Origin of the sequence: Streptomyces sp. NPDC058086, assembly GCF_042885015.1 — a bacterium.
Taxonomy (GTDB): Bacteria; Actinomycetota; Actinomycetes; order Streptomycetales; family Streptomycetaceae; genus Streptomyces.
Window position 1 is genome coordinate 1 of the sequence record NZ_JBHVST010000054.1, and the last position, 24,856, is coordinate 24,856.

Below are 24,856 nucleotides of genomic sequence, written 5' to 3' on the forward strand. Positions count from 1 at the left end.
GTGAGGAAGCCCCGCACGCCGGGCTTTTCCCCCGCAACAAAAACCACCAACACTACGGGCAGGCCGCCGCGCACACGAGGCGGCGGGTCCGAGGGCTACTCGGACCGGCCGCTTCATGCGGGGATCATCCAACACCGGTGCTCTCATGCCCAGTCGAGCCCGAGCTCGGCGAGCGCCTGGAGCTTGACAGCGGTGAGCTTGCCGCGCTTCGACTTTGTGTTCGACAGGAACGCGGCGAGCTTCACTTCAGTTCCGTCCTCCAGCCGTTCTTGCGGAGCCCTTCGTTCAGAGCTTGCCTATCGGGAGGCTGTACCGGCGGGGGTCCGGTCCTCGCGGTCACTGCGGTCTGACGGACCCGGGTCGTGTGGGTGCGGGGGGATGCGCTTGGTGTTCCATGCGCTGTACAGCCCGGACAGTGCGGTCGCGAGAGTCACTAAGGCACTGACCGGGATGCCGCTGAGGAGCAGTAGTGTTCCGGTGGCCAGGACGGCCAGGAAGGCGATCATGTCGAGGTGGCGGCTGCTGAGGGGCTTGCGGTTCGTGTTCATGTGGTCCTGCCTTTCAAAGAAGGCTCCCGCTGGCCGGGGGCGTAGTTCGGTTGTAGCCGCCGCAGGCCGGGTTCATGGCCGGGCTTTTTCCACGCATCCGCCAGAGGCCAAAAGCGCTGGTCAGGAATTTTCAACAGAGCGGTACAGGGGCCGATTGATCTACCAGGACGACCGACGAAGGGCTGGGGCAGGCCCCCTCGGCGGGGGTATCCTGAAGCTGTGTCAGGACACGGGGGCGCCTCCGCGGAAGACGGAGCCATGGACGGCCCGGCGGCACGGCCGAAGCGAGGACGGCCCCGCAAGCCACTGGACCGTGCGGGCCTCGATCCGCACCTGCGGGTCCTCGCGGATGACCTTCGCGGGTTGGTGGACCGTCAGTTCGGGTCCTACACAGAGGTCGGAAAGAAGATCTACCGCTCCCACGAGGCGGTGGCGAGCGCGTGCAGGGGGGGAGGAACTCAAGTCGCGTGCCCTTGTCGTAGCCGTGGCCACGGCATGCGGCGGTGCCGAAGAGGAGTGGAATCTCAGGTGGGGCCTGACCTACCTGAAGCTGGAGGAAGCCGGACGGCAGAAGCTGCTGCCCAAACGCGGTGAACCACTGGACCGTGCGGCCTTGCAGGAAGCGGCTGTTGACGCCGAGATACTCCTGCGCGCGATCGAAGTCAGGAAGTCGGAACTCCACCAGCTCGCCTTACTCAAGGCCGAACCGCTGCTGGCAAAACTCGATGAGGACCTGCCGACGACAACGGAGAAGAACGGCCGGAACGCGGCGGAGTGCTGGGTGGACCTGACCGACTACCTGCGACGACTTGTCCTGCTCTTCAGCCCAGACCCCATCGAGACCGACAGCCGCGGCCACGCGGATCTCACCGTCGTCCTGGACCGGCTCGCCGGATTCTCCACGCAGACCGGCGTCAAGGAATGGACCGCACTCAGCGTCCAGATCCGCTCTGCTTACGAACTGGCCCAGCACACCGGCTGGTACGCCATGGATTCAGGACCAAACGTCTACGCCTCCTACGGGGACGAGTTCGCCCGCTACCGCGTACAGGCCGGCCGCAAGGCGTCGCAGCTGGCGCGGGCCAGCGCCTACCTTGCTCCTGAGGCCGAACTCGCCCCCGCGGCAGCCATACGTCTCGACCGGTACGACCCAGCGCGCAGCGACTTCCGCGCAAGCGCCATCGTGGGCGTGTTCATCGGAATCGCGGTCACCGTGGCCCTCTGGCTCCTCGACGTCTCCGCGTATGCATGGGAGATCTGGGGCTACACCGCGCTTGTCGTGCTGCTCCCTGTCGTCGCCGGCTGCGCTATTGCGATGAGGCACGCCCGACGGGAGTGAACGTCGCAGACCCCATCCGTCAGCGCTCTCCACTTCCTGGTGCGCCCCCTTCAACCACCGTCCCAGCCTGGCGGTGGCTGCTCTCCTGGGACGGGGCAGCGCCTGGAGAGGCTGCACGAGATCGCGCGAGGGAGCTGATCATCTCGCCGGTCGGTGTGGAACCTCGGCGCGCATGCCCGCATCTGGTTGTCCGGTGAGGCAGGAGCGGCGGCACTCGGCCCCGCGGGAGTTGCGTCGCTCTGGGGGAGATCTCATGTCACGGCGGACAGCGACGGTCTGCACGTTCGGCCTGGTGATGCTGCTGGGTGCCGCCGCCTGCGGTCAGAGCGACAGCGCCTCCGGGACCCGGATCGCCGCATGCCAAACGCCCCAGCTGAGCTGGAAGATGACCCTTCTCCCGGGCAAGCTGCACAACACGCCGACGGCTACGCTCAGCGCCGCGCACAAGGGATCGAAGCCCTGCGCCTTCGACGGCTACCCGGAGCTCAGTGTGTACGTCGGCAAGGGGCCGTCGGCCGACTCCAAGCCGAAGAAGTCCACGCCGGGCCATCTGGTGCTGAAGCCGGGCCACAGCATCGCGATCCCGGTCTTCTACGACGCGATCGGCTCTCCGTCCGGGTCCTGTGAGGTCATGGCCGAATACAACCCTCGCGTCGACGTACGGCCCCCGCACCCCGCGGCGCACGACTACGGCTCCCGCGTGCAACTGACCGATGCGAAGGGGCACCACCTGCGGGCACAGGTGTGTGACCTCGACATGCTGCTGGGGGCACCCCAACTGCACTGACACAAAGCCGGATAAACGGTGTGCATTCGCGCGCCCACCATGCGATCATGACGGCTGCGACCGCTGACCACGGTCGATCGAAAGCCGCCGTACGGCGGCACGGGGGGAACACATCGGGGGTTGCTGTTGCGCGCGGTGAGCGCGGAGCAGGTCGTCGGCGGAAGACCACGCGTCGGACTCCGCAGCAGTGTCACGCCTGCTGTCCCGTAGCAGGCGCCTGCCCTTCGGGTCCTGGTGCCGTCCGGCCTGCCTCTTGGAGAAACCTGAATGCAGAAGCCTGAGTCGCTCCGCAGACGAATACGTCTCGGCGTCTCGGGGCTGTCGCGGTGCTGGGCGCCGTGGTGATGCTGGGCAACGCCGCTGCGGCCCAGGCCGGTACCGCGCCCCCTGTCCCCGCCACCCCCACGCCGACCGCGTCGGGGCCCTTGCAGAGCGCTGTCCCCGCGTCGAAGCCGCCGACCAACCCGACTCCCGCAGACTCGACCGGCCCGTCCGCCGAGCCCTCGGCTTCGGACGCGGCGGTGCTGGCCGCCGATGACGACTGGACGGTCGAGGACGCCATCCGCTTTTGGACTCCCGAGCGCATGGACTCGGCCACCGACCCCTCGGGCCGTACCGCCCCGCCGGAGGGATTGACGGGGGCACCGCTGCACGGCCAGCGTGGTGCGCAGCGGGGGGCACAACCTGATCCTCACCGCGGGGCACTGTGTCGGCTCGAATTCCATGTTCGTGCCCATGCACGACCGCACCAAGACTGCGGCCGCGCAGCCGTACGCGGTCTGGGCGGTCGACAAGTGGTTCCGCGACAAGGGGGCCACCTGGGACAAGGCCAAGTCCTCCGACCTGGACTGCGCCTTCGCGAGCCTGAAGCCGAACGGCCGTGAGAACGTCCAGGACGTCGTGGGCGCCAACACCCTGGCCCGCACACCCGGCTACGCCAACAAAGTGACCGTCAGCTGCTCTACGTGAGACGGGGCGGCACCGAGCATGAGTGGTGGGTGGTCTGTCGGGGACGTGGTCAAGCCAAGAAGCCCCGCCCGGGAGATGATCGCACCGTCCATGTATCTGGGTGACATGGGTCAGCCGGCAAGGCCGAGCCGCGGACGCCGTCGATCAGGCCACCGAGCACGCCCGCACTGAAACCGGGGTGCGGGGGTGCCGCCACGCTGCGAAACTGCCACGATGATCACCATGCCTGCCGCCGTGCTGGACTCGTTGCACGGACTCGCCTTCGGGGACGCATTCGGCGACCGGTGGTTCGCCATCCTGCGCCGGGACGGCCCGGCGGCCCTGGAGACGCGGACTCTGCCCGCGGAACCGCTGTGGCGGTGGAGTGACGACACCGCCCAGGCGGTCGTCCTTGTCCAGGAACTTGCCGTGGGCGGCGGCGCCGTCGACCAGGACCGCCTCGCCGGGCGCTTCGCGGCCGCCTACGCCGACGACACGCATCGCGGCTACGGAGCCTCGATGCATGACGTGCTCCGCCGGATCGGTGCGGGCGAGTCCTGGCGGGAGGTGGTCGCTGGGCAGTTCGGCGGCCAGGGCTCCTGGGGCAACGGTGCAGCGATGCGCGCCGCGCCGCTCGGCGCCTGGCACGCCGCCGACCTCGACGCGGCCGCCGAGCAGGCCGCCCGCCAGGGCGTGGTCTCGCACCACCACCCGGAGGCGGTGGCCGCGGCGGTGGCCGTCGCCCTTGCCGCCGCCCTGGCAACCAGAGGCCGGGGCGAGCCCGCTCCGGCCCGCCCGGATTTCCTTCACGCCGTCGCCGAACGCCTCCCCGACAGCGACGTCCGGTCGGGAGTGCGGGTCGCGGCCCGGATGTCGGAGCGCACCTCGGTCCGGCACGCCGCGGAGGTCCTGGGCTCCGGCTACCGGATGTCCGGGCCCGACACCGTCCCGTACGCCCTGTGGTGCGCGGCGAGTCACCTCGACGACCTGCACGAGGGCCTGTGGTTCACGGTCGCCGGACGCGGCGACATCGACACCACCTGCGCCATCGCGGGCGGGGTGATCGCCGCCCGAACGGGAGTCGCCGCCCTTCCCCCTGCCTGGCACGCCGCCCGCGAACCGCTGCCCCCGGTCGTGTCGGAGTGAGCCTTCCCCGGGCGCCTGCCGTAGCGCAGGCTCGGCGTAGCTGGGCAGGTGGAAGACCCGCAGTCAGTCCCGGTGCTCCTCAGCGAAGTCCTTGTCGTTTTCGAGCGGGCGGACCGGATGATCACCCGTCCGGGTGTTCTCCGGACGGCGGAACGGCCTTCGCGTGATCCTGAACTCGACCAAGAGGAAAAGGACTTGACGCGAAGTCCGTAGTGGTGAGTGTGGTGGAGCAGGGCGTGCACCGCGATCCGCTCGCGGAACTGTCACGCTTCCGTGGGGTCTTCTACGACTGCCTGACCGGGCGGCGCGACGCGCTGTTCGAGCCGACCGACGTGCTGCTGTGCGCCGATGGGCCGGTGAAGACGCTGGTGGACCTGGCGCTGGCGCCGAGCACCGGCATGGGCACGGCGCTCTGTACGGCGCGCTGAACTGGGGTCGCGTGGACGTCGAGCGGCTGCGGCCCGCTCTGGCCAGCCTGCCGTTGCCGCGTGCCGCCGACGGCCGCCTGGTGCTCGCGGTGGACGTCTCCCCGTGGCTGCGGCCGGACGCGGCGACCTGCCCGGACCGCTCGTTCTGCCACACCTACGGCCGCGGCGACGCCAAGCACGGCCGCACGTCCTGGACGGCGATCGTGGATACCGGGCGGCTGGAGCCCGGCGCCGACCTCGCCGCCGTCACCACCACCCAACTCCGGCCCTTTCAGCTTGTTGATCGCGTGGCGAGGTATGCGTTCCAGTCGTGGGCGGCCCGCCGGGTCCAGTTCAGTCTTTGATGTCACTCAAGTGCTGCGGGGCCGCCTGACGATCCGCGGGGTGGGAGTCCTTCGGCACTGTCAAAGACGCGCGGGAGCGGACTGTCCCCGGCCCCCGCCAGCGCGGCTGCGGGCCTTCGCCCGGAACCGGCAACGTGAAACCATCAAGCGAAAACCGAAACGAGCGGCGACGACGGCCGCACCTTCCGGCGCGAGACCGAGCAGTTCGTCAACGAGATCGCCCAAGGGCTCCGCACGTTGGACGCTGGTGTGGGCTGGTTCTCCGACCTCGCCCCGACACGCCAGCAGGAGGTACTGCAGAAAGCCGCCAGCTATGCGATGCAGGCGCACATTACAGCTGCGGACGGCCGTGCGGGCGTGGCGCGGTCCGGTGTGAAGCCCACGGCTAACCCCTCGGTAATGATCTGCATGGACCCGCCCCGCCACGGGTTCGCGATACTCCCCGCCGCCGAACACGTCAAGGCATTCCGTGTCCTCGTCTCCGTGTTCGCCATTGCCGACACTCGCCGCCGCGAGACGTACGGCAAAGGCACCTGCGGACATGCATGGCACAACCTGACAGCGGCAACCGAGCAGCCGTAGCATCGGCCACTCTCAATCCGCGCGGCCACCGGAAACAGTCAGGAATAGCAGGGGGCGGGCCAAATCAGCCCAGCGCTGATGGGGATTCTTGAAAATCGGCCATTGTCGCTCTTCGCCCCACTCTGTCGCTGGTTGAACGGTGTGGGGAAGATGGGCGTCGAAGAGCATGCGTGGGCCCCACCCACCGGCGGTCGGCGGGGCCCAGTGATGGTGAACCTCAGCTGCAAATCAACTGATCCGCCGGCACTTCGAACTCGATGTGTCCATCGATCGATTCGAGTCCCCAGGGGGCAACGGAGACCTTGACGGTGCCCGAAGTCGCTGTGCTGTCGCCGGGGGTCAGGATCTCGCAGAGAATTTGGACCGCATCGGCATAGCGGGAGTCGGGGCCCGGCCGTCCCCTCCGGCGAAAACAGGCCATTTGTCGACGAAGGCCACTGCTGCTCAGAGCCTGTTTCCGGGCTTTCGATGCAGGTCAAAGCCGTGATCGTGCGTGACGGCGGCTCCGCTGGTGGCTTGGGCGGGGAACTGGTGACAGGGATTGTGTCGATTTCGCCGGGGGCTGTTCGTGTAGGGGGTGAGCCGGGCCGCGGAAGAGCGGTCCGCAGAGGATAGGGGCAGATCATGCGGTCGATCACGGCGACGATGTCGGTCACCCTCGATGGAGTTGTCCAGGGCCTTGGCCGCCCGGACGAGGACACCCGCGGCGGATTCGCCCACGGGGGCTGGGGCGGGCAGTACAACGACCAGGTCATGGGCCAGGAGATGGGCAAGAGCATGACCAAGCCCACCGACATGCTCTTCGGCCACCGGACCTGGCAGGACTTCATCAGCGCGTGGGCAGGAGCGACCGACGGCAACCCGTTCACCGCGCACATGAACGCGGCCACGAAGTACGTCGTGTCCAGGGCCCTCAAGGACGCCGACGCCTGGCAGAACTCGATCCTGCTGAGCGGGGAGGCCGTCGAGACGGTGGCCGACCTCAAGGCCGGCCCCGGCAACGACCTGTCGATCATCGGCAGCGCCTCGCTCATCCGCTCCCTGCACGCCGCCGGCCTGGTCGACCACTACCAGTTGCTGATCCACCCGCTGACCCTGGGCAGCGGCACGCGCTTGTTCGAGGGCCCCGCGCCGCTCACCGAGTTCGAGCTGACCGACTCCGTCACCACCACCAAGGGCGTGATCATCGCCCGCTACTCTCGCCGATAAGACCCGCTACTCTCGCCGATCGGCGAGGAGCCGTGCCGCAGTATCTGCTCTCGATCTACCAACCGGACGGCACACCGCCCGGCGCCGAGACCCCGGCAGCGCCCCGGCCCCGTCCTTCAGGCGCCAGTTCCACACAAGGGGGCTGACAGGGTTGGGCGCGGCGACCTGATACAGATGGAGATCGTTGGGCAGTGTCCAGGGCGCTCCAGCGTCAGCACTGGGGCGCCGGACGGGGCCTCGGTGCAGTCCGGGGCGTGGACGACGCCCCGGCCGGAACCGCGGCCGCCGCCCAGCTTCCGCAGGACCCGGCCGGTCGGCCGACGCGGCCCGAGAATCTGCCGACGCGGCTCGCCACGATCCGCGCCCTGGTCCAGGAAATGCCGTCCGTCGTCACAGCCCAAGCCCTGGGCTGCACCCCGGAGTGCGCCGCCATGCCATTGCGGCCGGAGCCCCTGGGCCGCCTACCCCTCCTACCGGCGTCATCCCCACCAACTCACGACGTCGTGATACGGATGCCGCGCTTCGGCACGATGCCAGGGTCTCCCACTCTCGGATCGTGCGGGGCGTTCCTCACGGTCATCGGCGCGGCTTCGGCTCCACTGGCGCGATGAGCCTGGCCCGCCCCGGGTACCGTGTGAACATGCCCACTTCCGCGGAGCTGCGTCGGATGCGCCGGATTCACCGCTGGATGGAGATCATCCTGCCGGGGGTGATCCGGCGCATAATCAACGGCCGTGCGCCGCAGCCCGGTTGGCTGCCTCGCCGCCAGCTGACGGTGGTGTCGGGTGACGTCGACCTCGGCGCGGATATCGGCGCAGTCTGGCTGGTGTGGCGCCCCAGGGCTGCGAAAGCCGAGACGCACACCGCGCTCATGGAGCTCCGCGGTGAAAAGTGGCAGTACACGGGCGGTGGCAGCAGTTCAGATGGCGACCTGCCTGCGGGAAGGCTGGCGGCGGCCCAGCCAGGACAAGTCGGCATGATCGAGCTCGGCGGAGGTGCAGGTGTTCTGAGCCGTGCCTACCGCCTGCGGCATCCGCATCCGCGCTCGATCGGGACGGGCTCCTGGATCGGATGCAACGAGCTCCAGGTGGCCGCGGAGGTGGACCATCTCCTCCTCGGCGAGCGACGGATCGAGGTGTCCGCGAACAGCGGCCTCATTGTCGTCTGGAAGTCCCCGTCCACAGGCCGCGGGGGGATACGACCACTCATCGTGGCCGTGGGGCGCGACGGCTCGGAACTCTCCAGGATCGGCCCTCACGACAGCGTGGACAGCTACACCTGGGCGAGGTTGAGCGAGCAGTAGGAGCCAAAAGGTGGACTCTGTGTGGGCTGTTTGACCTGCGGTCCTGCAAGTTGGGTGAGACTGCCGCCGGTGCGGTGAGAACGCCTATGGTGGCGGCGGTGCCGGGGGAGTGTGCAGGGAGTTGATCATATTGCATCTCGGGGAACGCTTCTTCCCAGACGTCCTTGATGGCCGTGGTGATGAGCTTGCGGAGTACTGGTCACAGCGCAAGCAGGATGCCCTTGTTGAGGAAGCGGCACAGGTCGTCACGCATGCCTTCGGCGAGCACGGTTTTCCATAGGCTCATGCGCTGGCGGGGCCGGTCCAGATCGAGGATGCGCAGTCCGGAGCACGCGATATGCAGCGGCAGCTCCACCATCCCGTGCTCGGGTCCGGCCAGCTCGTTGAGGCTGGACGGCAGCCGTTGCTTGTACCTCGCTCGCAGCAACGATGCGACGGAGCTGGGGTCGTCGTGCACGGTGTCCATCTTCTCTGTGCGCTGGCTCTGGGCTGCACAAGCTGCTGTGCCTGGTCGGCGCGCCGGCCACGCGGCGGGGGCGGCAGCGGAGGGCGAGCGGGGCTCGCTGGCGGGCGGAGGCTACTCCAGGGCGGCGATGAAGTGACGACGTAGAGCAGCGGCGAGCCGTTGAGGAAGGGCTCGCCCTCGGGGCCTGCACTGAGGTCTCTAACCAGTACGCGCCCGGCAACTCGGCAATCACCGCACCTGACTGCCCCGCTCTCCGCACCTATACCAACGCGCCCGAGAGCATCGGCAACGGCCACCACCCACCACGGGAACCGGGCGCAATCGAGCAAGCAAGCTTCCGGAGCCCATGAGGGTCCGGCTGGTGCCAGCCACCTTCTCGCTTGCGTGCAGCTACTACTCGGACCCCGAGATCCGGCTATGGCCTCCTCGACATCCAGCACATCGACGAGTACGAGATCGACGGCATCCGGATGCGGTTCCCGGGCCCGTCACGCACGTGCGCTATGTGAGCTCCGAGGAGTTCACCAACGAGTTCATCAACTCCACCCGGGACGGCAAGGGCGACAGCTTCCGCAAGCGGTACGGGGAGATGGACATCCTGTGTCGCGTCCACCCTCGGCACCACCGTCCTCACCCGGAGACCTACGTCGAGTCCTCCGCCGAGAACAGCTCGCTCCGCAACCACAAGGACGACAAATACAAGGACGACGGCCTCGTGTTCCTGAAGCCGATGCCCGACATCATCGTGGCGAAGTTCGAGGACTTCACCGAGAAGATCTTCACGAGGTTGGTGTCGGCGTAGCCAGTTCTCCGCCGCTGAGAAAGACGAGGCGCAGATATGCCTGCGCGCCGCGAAGGGTGCAGGTCATCGACTCCGACTACGTCACCAACTGCCGCAAGGAGATGGTGGAGCGCACCGCCGACATCGAGCATGGTGCGCACCGTGGGCATGGGCGTCAGGCACGTCATGGCTTCGCTCACTTCCAGTGACAGCGTCTGTCGATGAGTTGCAGCAGCGGTTGGCGATCCAAGGGCTCTCGGATGTTCATGAGAAATGACGCCGATGCAGTGTCCGGGCTCGGGTATGGACAGTGTGCAGGCTGCGGCTATCGAGGGCGGGCGTTGCCAAGGGTCGACCACACCTGAGATCGGCGTGGCCTGGTGTCGTGGGGCAGGCGGTCAGCGCGCAACTGCCCGCATCCAGTGAGGACGTTGGGGAGGACAGGTCCGCGTGCTCCTGTGCTCTGCCTCCATGCCGGTCTGCGCACCTCGCGGGCCGAAGGCAGAGAGTCGCACGGCCGCGCCCGCCGGTTCCCGCGACCTTCACCGCCCTCGTGTGACAGGTCGCGTTCAGCGGCTGACTGTCCCGACATGGACGAAGAGCGCGGTGAGGACGGCCGCGAGAGTCATCGCCATCGCAGCCGGGACCCCGAGAACTCGCCGGTCCGCGGGCCCCTGCTGATGGGCGAGTGTGAGCGCCACCCACGCCGCCTGCGTGAGTACGCCGCCAACGAAGGCGAGCAGCAGCGGCATGATGCCGTCCGGAATGGGCAAAGCGCTCGCCACGAAGGCTCCCGCGACCGGGCTCAAGCAGGCCAGCCCGATCCACGGAGCCACGCGCCGCCTCGGTTGCACCCCCAGCAGAGCGGCCAGCGCCAAGCCCTCGCTGGCCGCGTGCACGAGGAGCGCCGCCACCACGGCGACCGAGGCGGTCAGCGCCAGGGTCGACCCCTCCAGGAAGCGGTGCAGAGCGAGCCCTGATGCCGCGCCGACGCCGCCCGCACGACCTGGCTTGCACGGGCAGCCGATACGGACCACGGCACCCATCACCCCGTACGAGGCGAGCGCGGTGACCGGCACCGCCCACAGCGGCACGCCGGCCTCATGGGCCTCGTCCCACGCGTCGGGCAGAAGGTCGAGAACCGCAATGATCAGCAATATCCCTGACACGGCGGCCAGCAGAAGCGCCGACCGGCCGGATCCGCGCCGTGCCAGCCAGGCGCCCACGACAGTGGCCACAGCCACCAGCACCACGGCCACCAGCGTTTCGGTGGAGGGCAGCTGCCACCCGGTTGCGTCGTCAGTGTGTGCGCCTGCTGCGTAGAGCACGGAGGACATGTCCCCTCCCTCCGAGGGTGGCGGGCTTACGTGCGCGGTGCCCGGGCGAACCGGCTCCGTCGGATGTGCTCGGATGCGACCCGCCGCTGCGCCGATATGTGCCGCCAAATCCTCGGCGCACTCCGCACATAGCGGCCCCCGAGCCGAGTCGGAACAGCACGACCTTCAGCAGGCCCTCGCGGAGCACAAGCGGTCAGCTGCGGTAGCAGTACGAATCCGAGGAGGCGTCGCCGCCTTGCAGGCGCGTCTGGTGCACGCGCAAGCCCAGGAAGTCCGGGCCGTGCGGGTAGAAGCGGCTGTCGACGGAGAGCCCGCCGTGCGAGGTGTCGGCGTCGAGTTTGACCATCCACGGGTCGATGCCCGCGGGATAGAACTGCGCGTCCCAGGTGCTGTACAAGGAGTTTGTCAGGTACACGCGCCGCCCATCGCGGCTGAGCTCGACCATCTGCGCTCCGCCGGTCAGTGGAGTGTCCGGCTCGGCGGGATGCGGCTGTCGGCTGACGATGCCGCCAAGACGCACGGACGCGGTCTGCCTCGGATGGAACGGGTCGCTCACGTCGTATTGGTGCAGATCGCCGGTTCCCCATGTGGATACGTACAGCCATTGGTCGTCCACCGACAGGTCGATGTCGGTGATAAGCGGGGGAACGGCGCCGAACGGCTGCAGCGCCGGAGGCAGGTCCTCCGTTTGCGCGGGCTCGGCAGGGATGGTGATCACCTTGCGGACCACGAAGTCCTCGCCCTCCCGGTTCCACAGCCACACCGACGCCGACAGGTCCTCGACGTTGACCACGGCGTGTGCGAACCCCCACGTTGCCTCGGGGTCGTGCGCTGGACGCAGCTCCAGCACCATCTGGTTCTCGTCCCCCAGATCGACGCGCTGCAGGTGCCGACCGGAGTCCAGCTCCCAGAAGTGCAGCGAGTGGCCGTACTGGCGATCCAGCAGCAGTTCGGGGACGAGGCCGTCCTCGTACATCGAGGGGGCGCCCCACTCGCTGGTCACGGCGATGTTCTGGCGCAGATGCCACCAGAGGTCGTAGGCGAACCGCTGCGGTCCGCGGTCACTCTCCCAGGCGCGCAGCACTTCGAAGCTTTCGTGGTCCAGCAGCGCGACGCCGCCAGGCCCGTCCGCACCGTCCGCGCCGCCCAGGCAGGACAGGAACACCCCGTCGGGACCGCAGTGGAGTGTGTGCGGACGTGAGTATTCGGCCTTGGCGGCCAACTCCTCGGACTCGACCACCTTGACCAGGCGCGGGCGGGCGGGATCGGGGCCGGTGTCGAAGATGTGCAGCCGGGAGGAGCGCAGTCCCGGGATGATGAGGTAGCGCCGCGCAGCGTGATGATGACCGGCATGGGCCAGCGCGCTCGAGCAGGCGTTCCAGCCGAAATGGTGCAGTTCGTTGCCCAGGCCGGGCAGCTCGGCGTGGGAGATCACGCGGCCGTATTCGGGGGATTCGGGGTCGGTACCGACGGTGAACAACGCGTCCGCGCGCTGTGCGGTCGGGTCGAAACCGACGACGTAGGCGAGCTTCTCCGGGGGTGCGGCGACGGCATCCGCCGGAGTGCGGTACAAGGTGGGGTCACTGTGGTTGTCGCGTTCGTGAGCGTGCTCAGTCGCCCTCATGGCTGTTCCTTACTCCCGAACGAGAGCCTGGATCCGGGGGACTTCCGACAGGCAGCCGGACTCAACCGTTCGAGATCGATGTGCCGACACGGGAGAGATATGCCATAAAACGAGCGTTTCACAGTCCCGGAGCCCTGCCAAGCCGACAGCGCAGGGGGGCGCGGACGCCTCAACGCGAGGCTCGCTTCAACTCACGACCGCCCTCTCAGCTGGTGGGCTGGGTGGCCGGGGTCAGGGTGGTGTCGAGCCAGTCGAAGGTGATCTGGTGGAAGCGGGACATGGCTCCCATGTGGCAGTGCTCGCCCGCGCCCTCGGTCTCCGGGAGGGTGATCAGGGTGTGCGGGCACGTCAGGGCGGCCTGGACGCGCTGGGGCTGGCCGTGGAAGAACTGGTCGTTCTCGGCGTCCAGGATGAGGGTGGGGCAGTCGATGAGCTGGGCGACGCCGTCGAGGGTGTAGTCGGCGGTGCGACGGATGTAGTCCGCGACCGAGGTGGCGCCGAACGCCCACACTCCGTTGCGCAGGGCCCAGCGGAGCTGGGTGCTGCCCTTCATGAGCAGGCTCGCGACGGGGTTGGCGAGGTCGTCTTGTCCGGTCTCGACCCACTCCCGCAGGAACGGTGGCATGGCCTGGGTGTGGGCGTCGTAGTAGTTGTAGAGACCGTCGTCCAGGATCAGGGCGGCCAGGCGGTGTTCGTGGGCGGCGGCGCGGGCGGTGAGGTAGCCGCCGAGGCTGTAGCCGAGCAGGACGAGCCGGTCGGGGTCGATCTCGGCACTGGTCAGCGCGTAGTCGACCACGGGGGTGACCACGGCCTCCCAGTCCGGGCGGAAGACCAGTGCCTGCTCGCGCAGCGCCGCGCCTTGGCCGGGTCCGTCGTAGGCCAGCACGTTGTAGCCGCGGCGCAGCGCGGCCGCGGCGACGGCGAAGTAGGCCTCCTCCAGCGTGGAGTCGAAGCCGCTGGTGAAGATGACGGTGGGGCGCGGGGCGCCGGAGTCGTCGACGAGGAAGAGGTAGCCGGGCAGGCTGGTGTCCTCGTAGGGGATGCGCACGGCCTCGACGGGGGTGTCCATCAGGGCCGCCGCGGTCGCGAAGGTCTCGCGGGAGAGTGTGGAGAGGAGCTTGACCTCGGGGTCGTCGGCGGGGTCGTCGCGGCGGTAGAACTCTGCGGTGCGGTAGTAGTTCGACGCGCGCAGCAAGGCCTCGCGGGCACTGACCCGGTGCCCGGCCGCCAGGGCGCGGCTGCCGATGCCGTGGACGCGCTCCGCGGTGGCCTTCCACTCGCGCAGCCAGGCCTCCTCGTCGCCCTCACCGATGTTCCGGACGGTGGCCACGACCTCGCCCAGGTCGGCGCCGCCGTAGTTGGCGAACCCGGCCGCGCGCAACGTCTCGAAGGAGAACGACTCGTCCTCGTACAGGAATCGCATGGTGTACCCCCAAGCTATTTGTCGAGACGGAACGGTTGCGTCTCGTCTACGAGAAGACCTTAGCCTCTGCCTAGTCGAGACGCAACCGTTCCGTCTGGTGTAGGTTCAGGGTATGCCCAGCTCGCCCACGTCTCAGAGCCCTTCCCCCGCCCCCGCCCCCGCCCCTGAGCGCCGGCTCCCCGGAGGCCCCGTGCTCCAGGACTCGGTGACCGAGGCGATCTCGGCCGCCTTTTTCGAGGAACTGGCGTCGGGCGGCTACGCGCGGCTCTCCCTGGAAGCGGTCGCCAAGCGGGCCGGAGCGGGCAAGGCCGCCATCTACCGCCGCTGGCCGTCCAAACTGGAGATGACCGTCGCCCTGATCTCCGCGGTCGCCGTGGATGCACCCGAGGTCGCCGACAGCGGCACCCTGCGCGGCGACGTACTTGCCTTTCTCGTCGACATCGCCGACGCGCTGCGCCACCGATTGCCCTCGAAGATCATCCCCGACCTGCTCGCCGAGAGCGCCCGCAACCCCGAGCTGGCACAGGCGCTCCTCGCCGCCGTCCGCGACACCCGCCGCGCCAAGGCCACCCGCCTGCTGGAACGGGCGATCGAACGCGGCGAACTCCCCGCCGACGTGGACCGCGAACTCGCACTCGACTTCCTTGCCGGACCCCTCTACTGGCGCCTCGCGGTCGTCCACACCCCGACCAGCGCCGACTACCTCGACCGCCTCACCGACAAGCTCCTCGCCGCCTTCGCCGCCTGACCACCGGCCCGGCGAGCACCGACATCCCCCAAGCTCCAGCGGTCGAGCGACCATCACCGGCCCGTATGCCGCGAGAGCGGCGACCACACTCGTTCGAGCGGCCCCCACGCACAAACCCGTGGAGCCTTGGCAGCTGCGCTCTGCGCCTCGCGCACCGCACGCTGGACCTCGGCCTCGGTACTTTGCTGCTCGGCACACTGACGGGCAGTCATCTGCTTCTCAGCACGCAGTGCCGCGCGCCCGTGCCGCTGGACGTCGACCGCACCGCGGCGCTCCGCGTCGATGGCGCCGTCCGAAAGCGCGGCGATCGCCTCACGCACCAGAGTCCGGCGGGTGGAGCGGCGGTCTGCCATCTGCTGGTCGGGTGTGGGGTCGATGGGAGCGCGGCTGCCTGGGGCCGTCGTGCTGTCTGCCGGGGGTGCTCTGGCGTGCCCGAACGGCAGCACGGTCGGCGGCCTACTACGTGAACGGCCGCCGCCCAACCCCCACTGTCTCCGACTGTCCAGGTCGGCGTACTGAGAGGGCCGGTGCGTGAGTTGACGCCTGCTCTTCTCCCGCGCCTGCCGGCGCGGCAGGTCATGGATGGTCTGGTCAGTGCCGTCGTCACGCCACTTGTAGAACTAGTACTTCACCGCGCCGGCGGGCGGCAGGTCGTGGGGCAGGTAGTCCCACTGGCAGCCGGTGCGGGACTGGTACAGCAGGGCGTTGAGGATCTCCCGCATCTCGTAGTTGCCCTTGTGGCCGCTGACCGTCCGGCGATGCGACGGGACAGCTCCTGCAAGGCGTCGCCGGTGAGCGGCGGAGCCGTGAGCGGGCGAGATGTCGGCGAGCTCCTGGTACGTGGCGTACCAGGCGGTCTGAGCCTCTACGAGTTCACTAGGGAAGGTGTTGGCATCCACACCATCGATTAGATCACATGTTCGATTCTTGAGGCAAAGGCAGCGTGCCTGAAGCTGTGAGGCTGTTGTGATTGGCGGATGTTCACGTGGTGAGTCCGGCCCGAGTGATCACACGACCTGCTGTGGTCGGGGCTTGAGTTGGCGAGCTGATCGGCAGAGTTGGCGGGCAACCGTTCGGCGCGGTTGCGCCAGCGCCTTCGCGGTCCCTGGAGGCTGTCGTCATGAGGGCACGTGGCAGATGCGAGGGCAGGCGGTGTGCCCAGGTGCCGAGGGCGCCGACGAACGGTAGAACGTAAGGGTGAGGGACGAGAGCAGCCCTGATGAGGATGCACGGCCGCACCGTGTGGCGAGGCCGGGGATCGACTACCAGGCGCTGTTCGCGGTCACCCCCAGCCCCTATATGGTGCTGGGCCCGGATCTGGTGCTCGCCGACGTCAATGAGGCGGCCTGCCGGGTGACCGGCCGTACTCGGGAGGATCTGCTGGGGCGGTACCTCTTCGATGCCTTCCCTGACAATCCGGCGGACCCGGATGCGGAGGGGGTGCGGAATCTGCACGCCTCCCTGCACCGGGTCCTGCGCTCGAAGGAGCCGGACACGATGGCGCCGATGAAGTACGACATTCCCGTGGTCGACCGGCCCGGCGTGTTCGAGGAGCGGTGGTGGTCCGCGATCAACACCCCGGTGCTCGGGCCGGATGGGCAGGTGGAGTGGATCATCCACCGGGGGGAGGACGTGACCTCGTTCATCCTCTCCCACCCTCGCCCGCGAGAAGGCGGGGCGCTCAGCGACGTGGAGGCGATGGAGGTCGAACTGTACGCGCGGGCGCGCGAGCTCAAGCGACTGAACGAGGAACTGGGCCAAGCCCACGCCCGGGAACGCCAGGTCGCCCTCACGTTGCAGGAGGCCATGCTCCACTCGCCCCACCTGGCCCGGCACCGGGACACCGCAGTGCGCTACTTGCCAGCCGCCGGGTCGCTGAACGTGTGCGGCGACTGGTACGAGGTAGTCGACCTGCCCGAGAACAGATTCGCCGTCGCGGTCGGCGACGTCGTCGGCCACGGCCTGGAGGCCGCCGCCGTCATGGGCATGCTCCGCAGCGCGCTGTCCGCCTCCGTCCGGGCCGTCGAAGGGCCCGCGAGGGCCCTGGATGTCCTGGGCCTGTATGCACGCTACGTGGAGGGTGCGCTGGCCACCACCGTCGTCCAAGCCGTCGTCGACACCCACGCTCGCCGCATCATGTACAGCAGCGCCGGCCACCCGCCTCCCATCCTGGTCCACCAAGACGGCACCTGCGACCTTCTCGACCAGGCCACCGACCCTCCGCTGGGAGCCCGCCCCGAACACGTCCCCCGCCCCCAGGCCGACCTGCCCTACACCCCCGGCGACACCTTCGTGCTCTACACCGACGGCCTCATCGAACGCCGCGGCGAGGACATCGACGCCAGCTTGCTACGTCTCACCGACGCGCTCGCCCGCCATGCCCGCCACAACCCCGAACGCCTCGCCGACGCCCTGCTCGCGTACCTCGGCGTCAGCAGTGGCGCCCGCGACGACGTCGCCCTGATCGTCATCCGCCTATGACCCGCGCGCCGCCAGCCGTGCCCCACAGGTGGCGGACCCGCCAACTGGAACAGTTACGTCTGCGGATTTTTGCCTGCCGAACTGGACGTGGCGACGACGGATTCGCCGTCTATCGCGAACAGACTCGCCAAATGCGATGAACAGAACCGCCGTGACCAGCCCGGACGCACCCGCTCGCTCACCAACTACCGTGAACAGTTGTCCCGTCTCGTTTGATCTGGTTCGGAGTCAGGGCTCGGACCTGCGAGGCCCGCGCTATCCGCTCGCGAAACGTGCCGCCAGGTCCATGGCCTCCTGGGTGAGTCTGATGTGCAGGCCGGCGTTGTCCTGCGTCGCGACCTGGGTAAAGCTGCCCTCGTGCCACCAGAACACCGAAGGGCTCAGCGCGCCCGGTGACTGCTCGAAGCCCACGGCGGCGAACCGGGCCATGGCGTGCAGTGAGGGGGCCACGCTCCTGTCGCGGATGACGTGGAAGGCGAGTTGGTGCCGGTGCGGCAGCGTGACCAGGATTCCGTCCGGCGCGGGTGTGTCCTTGGTGTAGCGGCGTACGACCTCGTCGAGGACCAGGGCGAGGCTCGCGATGAAGTACGAGCCTCCCATCAGCACGTCGAAGTGGGAGCCGTCCTTTTCCCTGACCACCTTGTGCCTGTCAACGCGGACGGCCCGTAGGTTCTGGAACGCGCGGTCCCGAAGGGCCGTGATTTCACCCAGATCGGAGAGGGAGTCCGCGGTCAGCATGTCGACGGTTTCCGGGAGGTCGAGCGCCAGCACCTCCAGCAGCCCCGGGACCGATCGGGGACCGTACCCGAAGGCCTTCAGGAGCGCGGGATCGCTGGGAATGAAGCGGGGGTAGAGCTGGGCCAGGAGCCGTTCGTGCGCAGGGCCCTGAGAGCCTGTGGTCCATCCATCGAACGGATGACCCGGTCGACATGTTCGTCTACCAGCGTCCGCCAGCACCGAGGGCCGCGGCTGTCGTGGTGGCACACGGCCGCGAGATTGGAGAGGCCGAAGCGCCAACCCGAGTCCGTGGTCACGCGTCCCGGTTCGACCGTTACCTCGATGCCGCGCTCCGCGAAGGCCTCGCGGACGAAGGTACGCAACCGGGCAGCCTCTGCCTTGGACAGGAACGCGAACTCCCCGTCGCGCGGCAGGTCCACCCCGTCACGACGCTCTCCGCGCCGAAATATCCCCACCAGGCCCCCAATCGCTCGAAGATGCGGATCATAGCCGCGACCGGCCCAGGAGCCTTCTTCAGGTGTTCACGCCCGGTGGGCGGCGGACGCCGACGGCCCCTCTACACCCCCCAGTGACCTGCTTCGACGCTAGGAACCAGATCACCGTTGAGCGGCCCAGAGCAGTCCATGGGTGCCTCGCCCGCTGCCGTACGTCGGTGTTGTCAGGCGGTGAGAAGGCGGGCTTCTGCAGCCGTCCGGCGGTGATCACCGGCGATCTGCACTGCCTGGGCTTCCGCCACGATGCCGCTGTCGAGGCCGCAGGTGCATCGCACCACTGCGTGCCCGGTCGGCTCGTGCTCGGTCCACCCTCCCCGGTGTGGTTTGTTCCGGGTGATGCCGTGTACGACGGTCGTATGTTCCACCATGTGCCCATGCTGGCCGCCGGGGCTCGGCCTGCCAACGCCACGCCCGCCGAACGGGGCCGAACCGCTGCCCTGTCGGCTGCGCACTGCTGGGCGCCGCGCGATCGGGGAGGGCCCGGCAAACGGATATCCTCGCCGTGCCTGATGGAGGTCATGCGGACGGCGCCCGCGTCCTCACGACCTCGCTGCAAGACCACTCCTCGCGCTCATTAGCCGAGCGGTGTGTTCTCGATGACCCGGCCAAGCCAGCCGCGGAGGGACCATCCGCCCCCAGTCACCCAGAGTCTCAGTTCGGAAGATCGCCTATGCGGATCACGGCTGAGCCGGGGTGACGCTGACCTGCGTGTTCCGGGGCGGCTTGCCGGTGTTCCCCGTCGCTCCCCGCAAGTTTCTGCTCGATCGGGCATGCAGGGGGCACGCGTGGCCTCCACCCGCTCTATCGTGTCGTCCGCGTGTGAGTCTCACCCGATGTTGCGGTAGCCACGTACCTCTGACCTGTGGCGCCGCAAATGGATTGCGACAGATCTTGGGTTCTGCGCAGGCGGGGTGACCTGTGATCCTGCACGTCGGATGAGACGACTGCAGGTGCTGTGAGAACGCCTTTAGCGGTGGTGGCGGGTGTGTCGTCTCAGGGTTATTGCCGGCGGACAGCCGCCGCTGGGCGACGGACCGCATGCGCTCCACGAGGCGGCCCATGACGTTCATGGACCGCGACGGGCCCGTACAGCCGGCCGGATGGCGACAGGCGGTCTCCCAGGCGCGCGTGTCGGGAAGTCCGCTTCCCCTGCTGATGCCGGACGGCATGTACGGGATGCGGGGCGATGCGTGCCTGGTGGAGGAGAATACCGAGATGCCTGGCCGGGCCCGTACATCAAGCCGACGCACCGCTGATGATGGGCGAGAAGGCGTACCTCGTGGATTCGTAGCTGCAACCCTGACGGCCCGCGCCGGTGACCAGCGCGTGAAAGCCCCTGCTGGATGGGGGAGACCAACCGGGGCCGTGGATGGTGGCTTGCGGAAGACGGTCGCCTGACCAGCGCAGCGCGCCGTCTGGGCCGTCAGGGCCGGCTCTCTCGTCGCCGGCCTGGCGCTCGTGCCGCAGGCCATCGTTCCTGGCCGCGCCCACGCTGGACCATCTTGGGGCTGGCCTTGTTCTACGACTGACCGGCCATGGCAGCAGGTCGGACGATGCGGTCGAAGTCCTCGGCGCTGACGTAACCGGAGGCCAGTGCCGCCGCGCGCAGTGTGGTGTCCTCGTTGTTGGCCTTGTGGGCGATCGCGGAGGCCTTGTCGTAGCCGATCACCGGCGAGAGCGCCGTGACCAGCATGAGGGACCGGTCGACGTAGCTGTCGATCTGGTCCCGGTTGAGCTGGGTGCCCTCGATGCAGTACTCGCGCACCTTGATGCAGGCGTCGCCGAGGATGGTGGCCGCGTGCAGGAAGTTGTTGATGATGACCGGGCGCATGGCGTTGAGCTCGAAGTTCCCTTGTGTGCCGGCGAAGGCGATGGCCTGGTCCTCAGACAGCACCTGGATGCAGACCATGACCATCGCCTCGCACTGGGTCGGGTTGACCTTGCCCGGCATGATCGAGGAACCGGGCTCGTTCGCCGGGAGGATGAGTTCGTCGAGGCCGCAGCGGGGTCCGGAGGCCAGCCAGCGGATGTCGTTGGCGATCTTCATCAGTGGGACGGCCAGGGCCCTCAGCCCGGCGGAGGCGCCGACCATGGCGTCCAAGCCGCCCTGGGCGGCGAATTTGTTCTGCGCGGTGGTGAACGGGTAGCCGGTCGCGTCGGCGATTTCGGCTGCGACCTGCTCGCCGAATCCGGGTGGGGCGTTGAGCCCCGTGCCCACCGCGGTGCCGCCCATCGCGAGCTCGAGAAGCCCCTCGGCGGATCGGGTGACCCGGTCGATCCCTTGGTGCAACTGGTGGGCGTAGCCGGACCATTCCTGCCCCACGGTGAGCGGGACAGCGTCCTCCAGATGGGTCCGGCCGATCTTCACCACGTCGTGCCACTGCTGCGCCTTGGTCTCGATAGCGCGCTGCAGAGACTGCACGCCGGGCAGCAGGTGCTCGTGGATCTCCTTGACCGCGGCGATGTGCATGGCGGTGGGGAAGGTGTCGTTGGAGGACTGCCCCATGTTGACGTGGTCGTTGGGATGGATCGGTGACTTGCTGCCCAGTTCCCCGCCGGCCATTTGGATGGCGCGGTTGCTGATCACCTCGTTGGTGTTCATGTTGGACTGCGTACCGGACCCTGTCTGCCACACGTACAGCGGGAAGTGATCGTCCAGTTCGCCCGCGATGACTTCGTCGGCCACCCGTTGGATCAGGTCGGCCTTCCAGCCGGGGAGCCGGCCGGCGCGCCCGTTGACGGAGGCGGCGGCCTTCTTGACGTAGCCGTAGGCGTGGTAGACCGCTTTGGGCATCCGGTCGTCCCCGATGGAGAAGTGGATCAGAGAGCGTTGTGTCTGGGCGCCCCAGTAGCGGTCCGCGGGGACTTCGACGGTTCCCATGGAGTCGGTCTCCCGCCGGGTGCCGGTCGTGTGCAGTCCGATGGGGACGTCGAGGATCTTCGGGGTTTCGTCCTGACCGGCCGACCCGGCCCGGTCGGCGGGGGAGTGCGGTGTGTTCATGCTGCGGCTCCGTCCGTGTAGACCGGCTGCCACATGGCCTCCCGGACAGCCTGGGCGGTGTCGACCGGCTTGGAGGTGGCCACGCCGTCGTCAAGCGCCGCTTTGACCACCGCAGTCGCGGTGATCGCGGACGATTCCCGAAGGTCGTCCACGGGCGGCAGCAGCGAGGCGCCCGGCCCCGATGGGTCTACCTGATCCGCCACGGCCTGCGCGGCCGCCAGCAGCATGCCCGCGGTCACCTGGGACGCACCGGAGACAATCGTGCCCAGGCCCAAGCCCGGGTACAGGAGCGCGTTGTTGGCCTGCCCGATCTGGTAGGTGACACCGTCGTGTTCCACGGGCGCGACGGGGATGCCGGTCGCGACGAGCGCCTTCCCCCTGGACCAGGCGATGACGTCGGCGGGCATGGCCTCGATCCGGGAGGTGGGATTGGAGATCGGGAAGATGATCGGCCGCTCGGTGCCCTCGGACATGGCCTCGACGACCTCGCGTGTGAACGCGCCATGCGCGGTGGAAGTGCCCAGCAGGATCGTCGGCTTGACCCGACGAACCGTTTCCAGCAGTGAGATCGCGCCATCGTCCCTCGCCCAGTCCGCGGCCTCGGCCGGGTCGCGCGCGTAGGTCTGCTGGAAGTCGCGCAGGTCGGTCATGTCTCGGGTGAGCAGCCCCTGCTTGTCGACGAGCCATACCTGGGCGGCGGCCTGCTCCGGACCCGCGCCGTCGCGGATCATCGCGTCGCGCAGCTGGTCGGCGATGCCCACCCCGGCGGTCCCGGCGCCGAAGACGACCAGCTTCTGGTCCCGCATCCGCACACCGCTGACTTTGACGGCGGAGAGGGCGGCGGCCAGCGTGATGGCTCCGGTGCCCTGCATGTCGTCGTTGAAGATCCGGTAGCGGCCACCGTACTGCTCCAGGATCCGCCGTGCGTTGCTGGGCCCGAAGTCCTCGAAGTGCAAGAGTGCGTCGGGGAACGTGGACGAGGCGGTCTCCAGGTACTTCTCGATGAATGCGTCGTAGTCGGTGCCGCGGACGCGAGGGTGCCGGTTGCCCAGGTACAGAGGGTCGTCCTGCAGCGACGTGCGGTCCGTGCCCACGTCCAGTGAGACGGGAACGGCGCGGCGTGGGTCAATGCCCGCGGCCGCCGTGTACACCGCGAGCTTTCCGACCGAGATCTGGATCCCTCCCACGCCCCAGTCGCCGATGCCCAGGATCTCCTCCGCGTCCGTGCACACGATCAAGTCGACGTCCTCGGGACCGAGTTCAAGCGTGGCGAAGGCCCTCTCCATGTCATCGGGCTGGTCGATGGACAGGAAGATGCCGCGCGGGTGCCGGTACTCGTGGGAGTACTTCTCGATGGCCTCGCCCACGGTGGGGTCGTAGACGATCGGCAGCAGCTCGGCGAGATGGTCGGCGAGCACCTTGAAGTACAGGGTCTCGTTGCGGTCGTGCAGCTGTTCCAGATACACGTTCTTGGCGAGGTCGCTGCTCTGAAGCTGCATCTGTTGGTAGGCGCGCTGGGCCTGCCGCTCAAGCGTGAGGACTCCCGAAGGCAGGCGCCCGGTGAGGCCGAGGGCGTCCCGTTCCTCAGGGGTGAAGGCCACGCCACGATTACGTAGCGGATCGACGAGGGCGCTGGGGGTGGCCGGGGTCCGCGCGTGGCTTTGGGTCATGAGATTCTCCCTCTCTGTGAACGACGAGTCGTTCTGACCTCGGTGACTACGCGGAGGCACTCCATGGCACGGCCACCGGCAGGGCGAAGGGTGCTGGGGAGGCGGCCGCGCCGTGCCCGCCACACGGACAGCAGCTGCGAACATCGCCGCAAAGATCGCCGAGAGTGTGGCCTGGGTCGACACCTGTGAAGGTCGGAGCGGCCCCGGGGCTCGCGGAATATGAAGGTCTGAGGCTGGCGTCCCGATATGGGCGGGTCACTCGCCAAAGCGCTGCCCGGTGGGCCCGCCGCGCCGGTGGGCGTCTCATCGGTGCCACGGTATGAATTCAGGCTAACTACCAGCCGACGGGCCGCGCGACTTCACTCGTCGGCGCGTCGGATGACCAGCAATGCCACATCGTCCTGGTGGTCCACCGCGACAGCGGTGTCAAGGACGCGGTCTGCGGTCGCTTCGGTGTCCAGCCCGTTGTGGAGGGCCTGGGCCGCCAGCCGTCCACCTTGCTCCAGTCCGGCATCCAGGGGCAGCCCCTGCCCTCGACCACGTCGTCGGTGACCATGACCAGCGCGCTGTCGTGTTCCAGCGCAGGCTCTCCTCGTAGTAGTCGGTGCTGGGCAGGACTCCCTGCACCGGCCCACCCGGCAGATGGCGCGCCGCGTGGCTGCCGTCGTCATGTGCGTGCAGCAACGGCACATGGCAGTCGTGTCGTTGCCATCGCCTGGCAGGTGATGGACCTCACCGAGCGGCTCGAAGAGCGTGACGCCGGAGCCGGGCAGCCAGGGTTGCCCGCTGACTCGCCCGGAGGCCGCGTGGTCGCATCAGTTCGTCACGATGCCGTGCAGGAGCAGGTCGATCAGCCTGGTGGCCAGCGCGCGCTGTTCCTCGCTGGCGGCGATGAGGCTGATTCCGCCGAGGGCCATCAGCACGTCCTGTGCATCGACCCCAGGCCGTGCCACTGCCTGGCCCTCCACGGCGGTGAGCAGGTGGGTGATGGCGCCAGCGAGCAGCGCCCGGGTGTGCAGCTTCTCGCTGTCGTCGGTCAGCACCACGGCCAGCGCGTCAGCCATGCCGTGCTTGGTAGCCATGAAGTCGATGAAGCGCTCCATCCAGGTCCGCAGTGCCTCCACCGGCGGCTGTGCGGCCGTGAGGTGCGGTGCCGCCTCGCACAGGCGCTGCACTTCCTCTCGGTAGATCGCCTCGATCAGGAGTTCCTTTGAGGGGAACCGACGGTAGAGAGTGCCGACGCCCACACCGGCCGCGCGGGCGATGTCCTTGACCGAGGCACCCGTCCCCTCACGGGCGAAGGCGGCCGCCGCCGCCTCCAGCAGCCGATCCTCGTTGCGTTGCGCGTCGGCGCGCAGCGGCCCGCGACGCCGCACTGTGTCCCCCTCATGGCCGGTCACCGCCGACCCCCTTCCTGTCACACTTGCAAAGCGGAACTGGTTCCGCTTACTCTCGGATC

The 24,856-nt window shown here is 68.6% G+C and carries 20 protein-coding genes and 4 pseudogenes; 12 read left to right on the forward strand and 12 right to left on the reverse strand.

Features of this window, described 5'->3' with window-relative positions; all coding sequences use genetic code 11:
* Positions 1 to 296: 296 nt before the first annotated feature.
* On the reverse strand, positions 297 to 548 hold the full coding sequence (locus ACFVWD_RS33550) for a hypothetical protein (protein ID WP_389601595.1): 252 nt from the start codon (positions 546 to 548) through the stop codon (positions 297 to 299).
* A gap of 484 nt (positions 549 to 1,032) precedes the next feature.
* Here ACFVWD_RS33550 and ACFVWD_RS33555 point away from each other — a divergent pair, with 484 nt between their 5' ends.
* The 8 genes and pseudogenes from ACFVWD_RS33555 to ACFVWD_RS33590 all read left to right on the forward strand — a co-directional run bounded on the left by ACFVWD_RS33555 (position 1,033) and on the right by ACFVWD_RS33590 (position 8,634).
* Positions 1,033 to 1,887, forward strand: coding sequence for a hypothetical protein (locus ACFVWD_RS33555; protein ID WP_389601597.1), 855 nt, complete (start codon positions 1,033 to 1,035; stop codon positions 1,885 to 1,887).
* 253 nt (positions 1,888 to 2,140) lie between these two features.
* Positions 2,141 to 2,674 (forward strand): DUF4232 domain-containing protein, encoded by a 534-nt coding sequence (locus ACFVWD_RS33560; protein ID WP_389601598.1) that lies wholly within the window; start codon positions 2,141 to 2,143, stop codon positions 2,672 to 2,674.
* Positions 2,675 to 3,409: 735 nt separating this feature from the next.
* Positions 3,410 to 3,643 (forward strand): hypothetical protein, encoded by a 234-nt coding sequence (locus ACFVWD_RS33565; protein ID WP_389601600.1) that lies wholly within the window; start codon positions 3,410 to 3,412, stop codon positions 3,641 to 3,643.
* 213 nt (positions 3,644 to 3,856) lie between these two features.
* A complete protein-coding gene (locus ACFVWD_RS33570; protein ID WP_389601602.1) occupies positions 3,857 to 4,768 on the forward strand; it encodes an ADP-ribosylglycohydrolase family protein in 912 nt (303 codons plus the stop codon).
* A 215-nt stretch (positions 4,769 to 4,983) separates the two neighbouring features.
* Positions 4,984 to 5,462 (forward strand): annotated as a pseudogene (locus ACFVWD_RS33575) (transposase); the annotation flags it as partial.
* A gap of 285 nt (positions 5,463 to 5,747) precedes the next feature.
* A pseudogene (locus ACFVWD_RS33580) lies at positions 5,748 to 6,122 on the forward strand (DUF5958 family protein); the annotation flags it as partial.
* Between the two features lie 624 nt (positions 6,123 to 6,746).
* On the forward strand, positions 6,747 to 7,331 hold the full coding sequence (locus tag ACFVWD_RS33585) for a dihydrofolate reductase family protein (RefSeq protein WP_389601604.1): 585 nt from the start codon (positions 6,747 to 6,749) through the stop codon (positions 7,329 to 7,331).
* A 607-nt stretch (positions 7,332 to 7,938) separates the two neighbouring features.
* The gene (locus ACFVWD_RS33590; RefSeq protein ID WP_389601606.1) at positions 7,939 to 8,634 is read left to right on the forward strand and encodes a hypothetical protein; all 696 of its coding nucleotides are present in this window, start codon (positions 7,939 to 7,941) and stop codon (positions 8,632 to 8,634) included.
* Positions 8,635 to 8,833: 199 nt separating this feature from the next.
* Here ACFVWD_RS33590 and ACFVWD_RS33595 read toward each other — a convergent pair whose 3' ends face one another.
* Complete coding sequence (locus ACFVWD_RS33595) at positions 8,834 to 9,091, reverse strand: transcriptional regulator (protein WP_389601608.1); 258 nt, start codon at positions 9,089 to 9,091, stop codon at positions 8,834 to 8,836.
* A gap of 493 nt (positions 9,092 to 9,584) precedes the next feature.
* Between ACFVWD_RS33595 and ACFVWD_RS33600 the strand changes: the two are divergent.
* A pseudogene (locus ACFVWD_RS33600) lies at positions 9,585 to 9,701 on the forward strand (DnaA ATPase domain-containing protein); the annotation flags it as partial.
* 257 nt (positions 9,702 to 9,958) lie between these two features.
* Entirely contained in the window at positions 9,959 to 10,090 is a 132-nt protein-coding gene (locus ACFVWD_RS33605) for a hypothetical protein (RefSeq protein ID WP_389601609.1), read from the forward strand.
* Positions 10,091 to 10,450: 360 nt separating this feature from the next.
* On the opposite strand, the gene ACFVWD_RS33610 is transcribed toward ACFVWD_RS33605, so the two are convergent.
* The 3 genes from ACFVWD_RS33610 to ACFVWD_RS33620 form a co-directional block, all read right to left on the reverse strand.
* Positions 10,451 to 11,218 carry a hypothetical protein gene (locus ACFVWD_RS33610; protein ID WP_389601610.1) on the reverse strand — a complete coding sequence of 256 codons (768 nt, stop codon included), beginning with the start codon at positions 11,216 to 11,218 and terminating at the stop codon, positions 10,451 to 10,453.
* Between the two features lie 193 nt (positions 11,219 to 11,411).
* Positions 11,412 to 12,842 (reverse strand): selenium-binding protein SBP56-related protein, encoded by a 1,431-nt coding sequence (locus ACFVWD_RS33615; protein ID WP_389601612.1) that lies wholly within the window; start codon positions 12,840 to 12,842, stop codon positions 11,412 to 11,414.
* Between the two features lie 205 nt (positions 12,843 to 13,047).
* Entirely contained in the window at positions 13,048 to 14,265 is a 1,218-nt protein-coding gene (locus tag ACFVWD_RS33620; protein ID WP_389601614.1) for an alpha/beta fold hydrolase, read from the reverse strand.
* A gap of 190 nt (positions 14,266 to 14,455) precedes the next feature.
* Between ACFVWD_RS33620 and ACFVWD_RS33625 the strand changes: the two genes are divergently transcribed.
* Positions 14,456 to 15,013 carry a TetR-like C-terminal domain-containing protein gene (locus tag ACFVWD_RS33625; RefSeq protein ID WP_389601616.1) on the forward strand — a complete coding sequence of 186 codons (558 nt, stop codon included), beginning with the start codon at positions 14,456 to 14,458 and terminating at the stop codon, positions 15,011 to 15,013.
* 53 nt (positions 15,014 to 15,066) lie between these two features.
* On the opposite strand, the gene ACFVWD_RS33630 is transcribed toward ACFVWD_RS33625, so the two are convergent.
* On the reverse strand, positions 15,067 to 15,366 hold the full coding sequence (locus ACFVWD_RS33630) for a hypothetical protein (protein WP_389601617.1): 300 nt from the start codon (positions 15,364 to 15,366) through the stop codon (positions 15,067 to 15,069).
* A gap of 273 nt (positions 15,367 to 15,639) precedes the next feature.
* Positions 15,640 to 15,741, reverse strand: a pseudogene (locus ACFVWD_RS33635) (transposase); the annotation flags it as partial.
* A 514-nt stretch (positions 15,742 to 16,255) separates the two neighbouring features.
* Between ACFVWD_RS33635 and ACFVWD_RS33640 the strand changes: the two are divergent.
* Entirely contained in the window at positions 16,256 to 17,494 is a 1,239-nt protein-coding gene (locus ACFVWD_RS33640) for a PP2C family protein-serine/threonine phosphatase (protein ID WP_389601619.1), read from the forward strand.
* Positions 17,495 to 17,749: 255 nt separating this feature from the next.
* On the opposite strand, the gene ACFVWD_RS33645 is transcribed toward ACFVWD_RS33640, so the two are convergent.
* From ACFVWD_RS33645 to ACFVWD_RS33665, 5 genes are all read right to left on the reverse strand, one after another.
* Positions 17,750 to 18,265, reverse strand: coding sequence for a hypothetical protein (locus ACFVWD_RS33645; RefSeq protein WP_389601621.1), 516 nt, complete (start codon positions 18,263 to 18,265; stop codon positions 17,750 to 17,752).
* Between the two features lie 625 nt (positions 18,266 to 18,890).
* Positions 18,891 to 19,094 carry a hypothetical protein gene (locus ACFVWD_RS33650; RefSeq protein ID WP_389601623.1) on the reverse strand — a complete coding sequence of 68 codons (204 nt, stop codon included), beginning with the start codon at positions 19,092 to 19,094 and terminating at the stop codon, positions 18,891 to 18,893.
* Between the two features lie 1,151 nt (positions 19,095 to 20,245).
* Positions 20,246 to 21,727, reverse strand: a complete 1,482-nt coding sequence (gene fumC / locus ACFVWD_RS33655; RefSeq protein ID WP_389601625.1) for a class II fumarate hydratase — start codon at positions 21,725 to 21,727, stop codon at positions 20,246 to 20,248.
* Complete coding sequence (locus ACFVWD_RS33660; RefSeq protein WP_389601626.1) at positions 21,724 to 23,397, reverse strand: NAD-dependent malic enzyme; 1,674 nt, start codon at positions 23,395 to 23,397, stop codon at positions 21,724 to 21,726. The genes fumC and ACFVWD_RS33660 overlap by 4 nt, the downstream gene beginning before the upstream one ends.
* Positions 23,398 to 24,212: 815 nt before the next feature.
* On the reverse strand, positions 24,213 to 24,797 hold the full coding sequence (locus ACFVWD_RS33665) for a TetR/AcrR family transcriptional regulator (RefSeq protein ID WP_389601628.1): 585 nt from the start codon (positions 24,795 to 24,797) through the stop codon (positions 24,213 to 24,215).
* Positions 24,798 to 24,856: the final 59 nt, after the last annotated feature.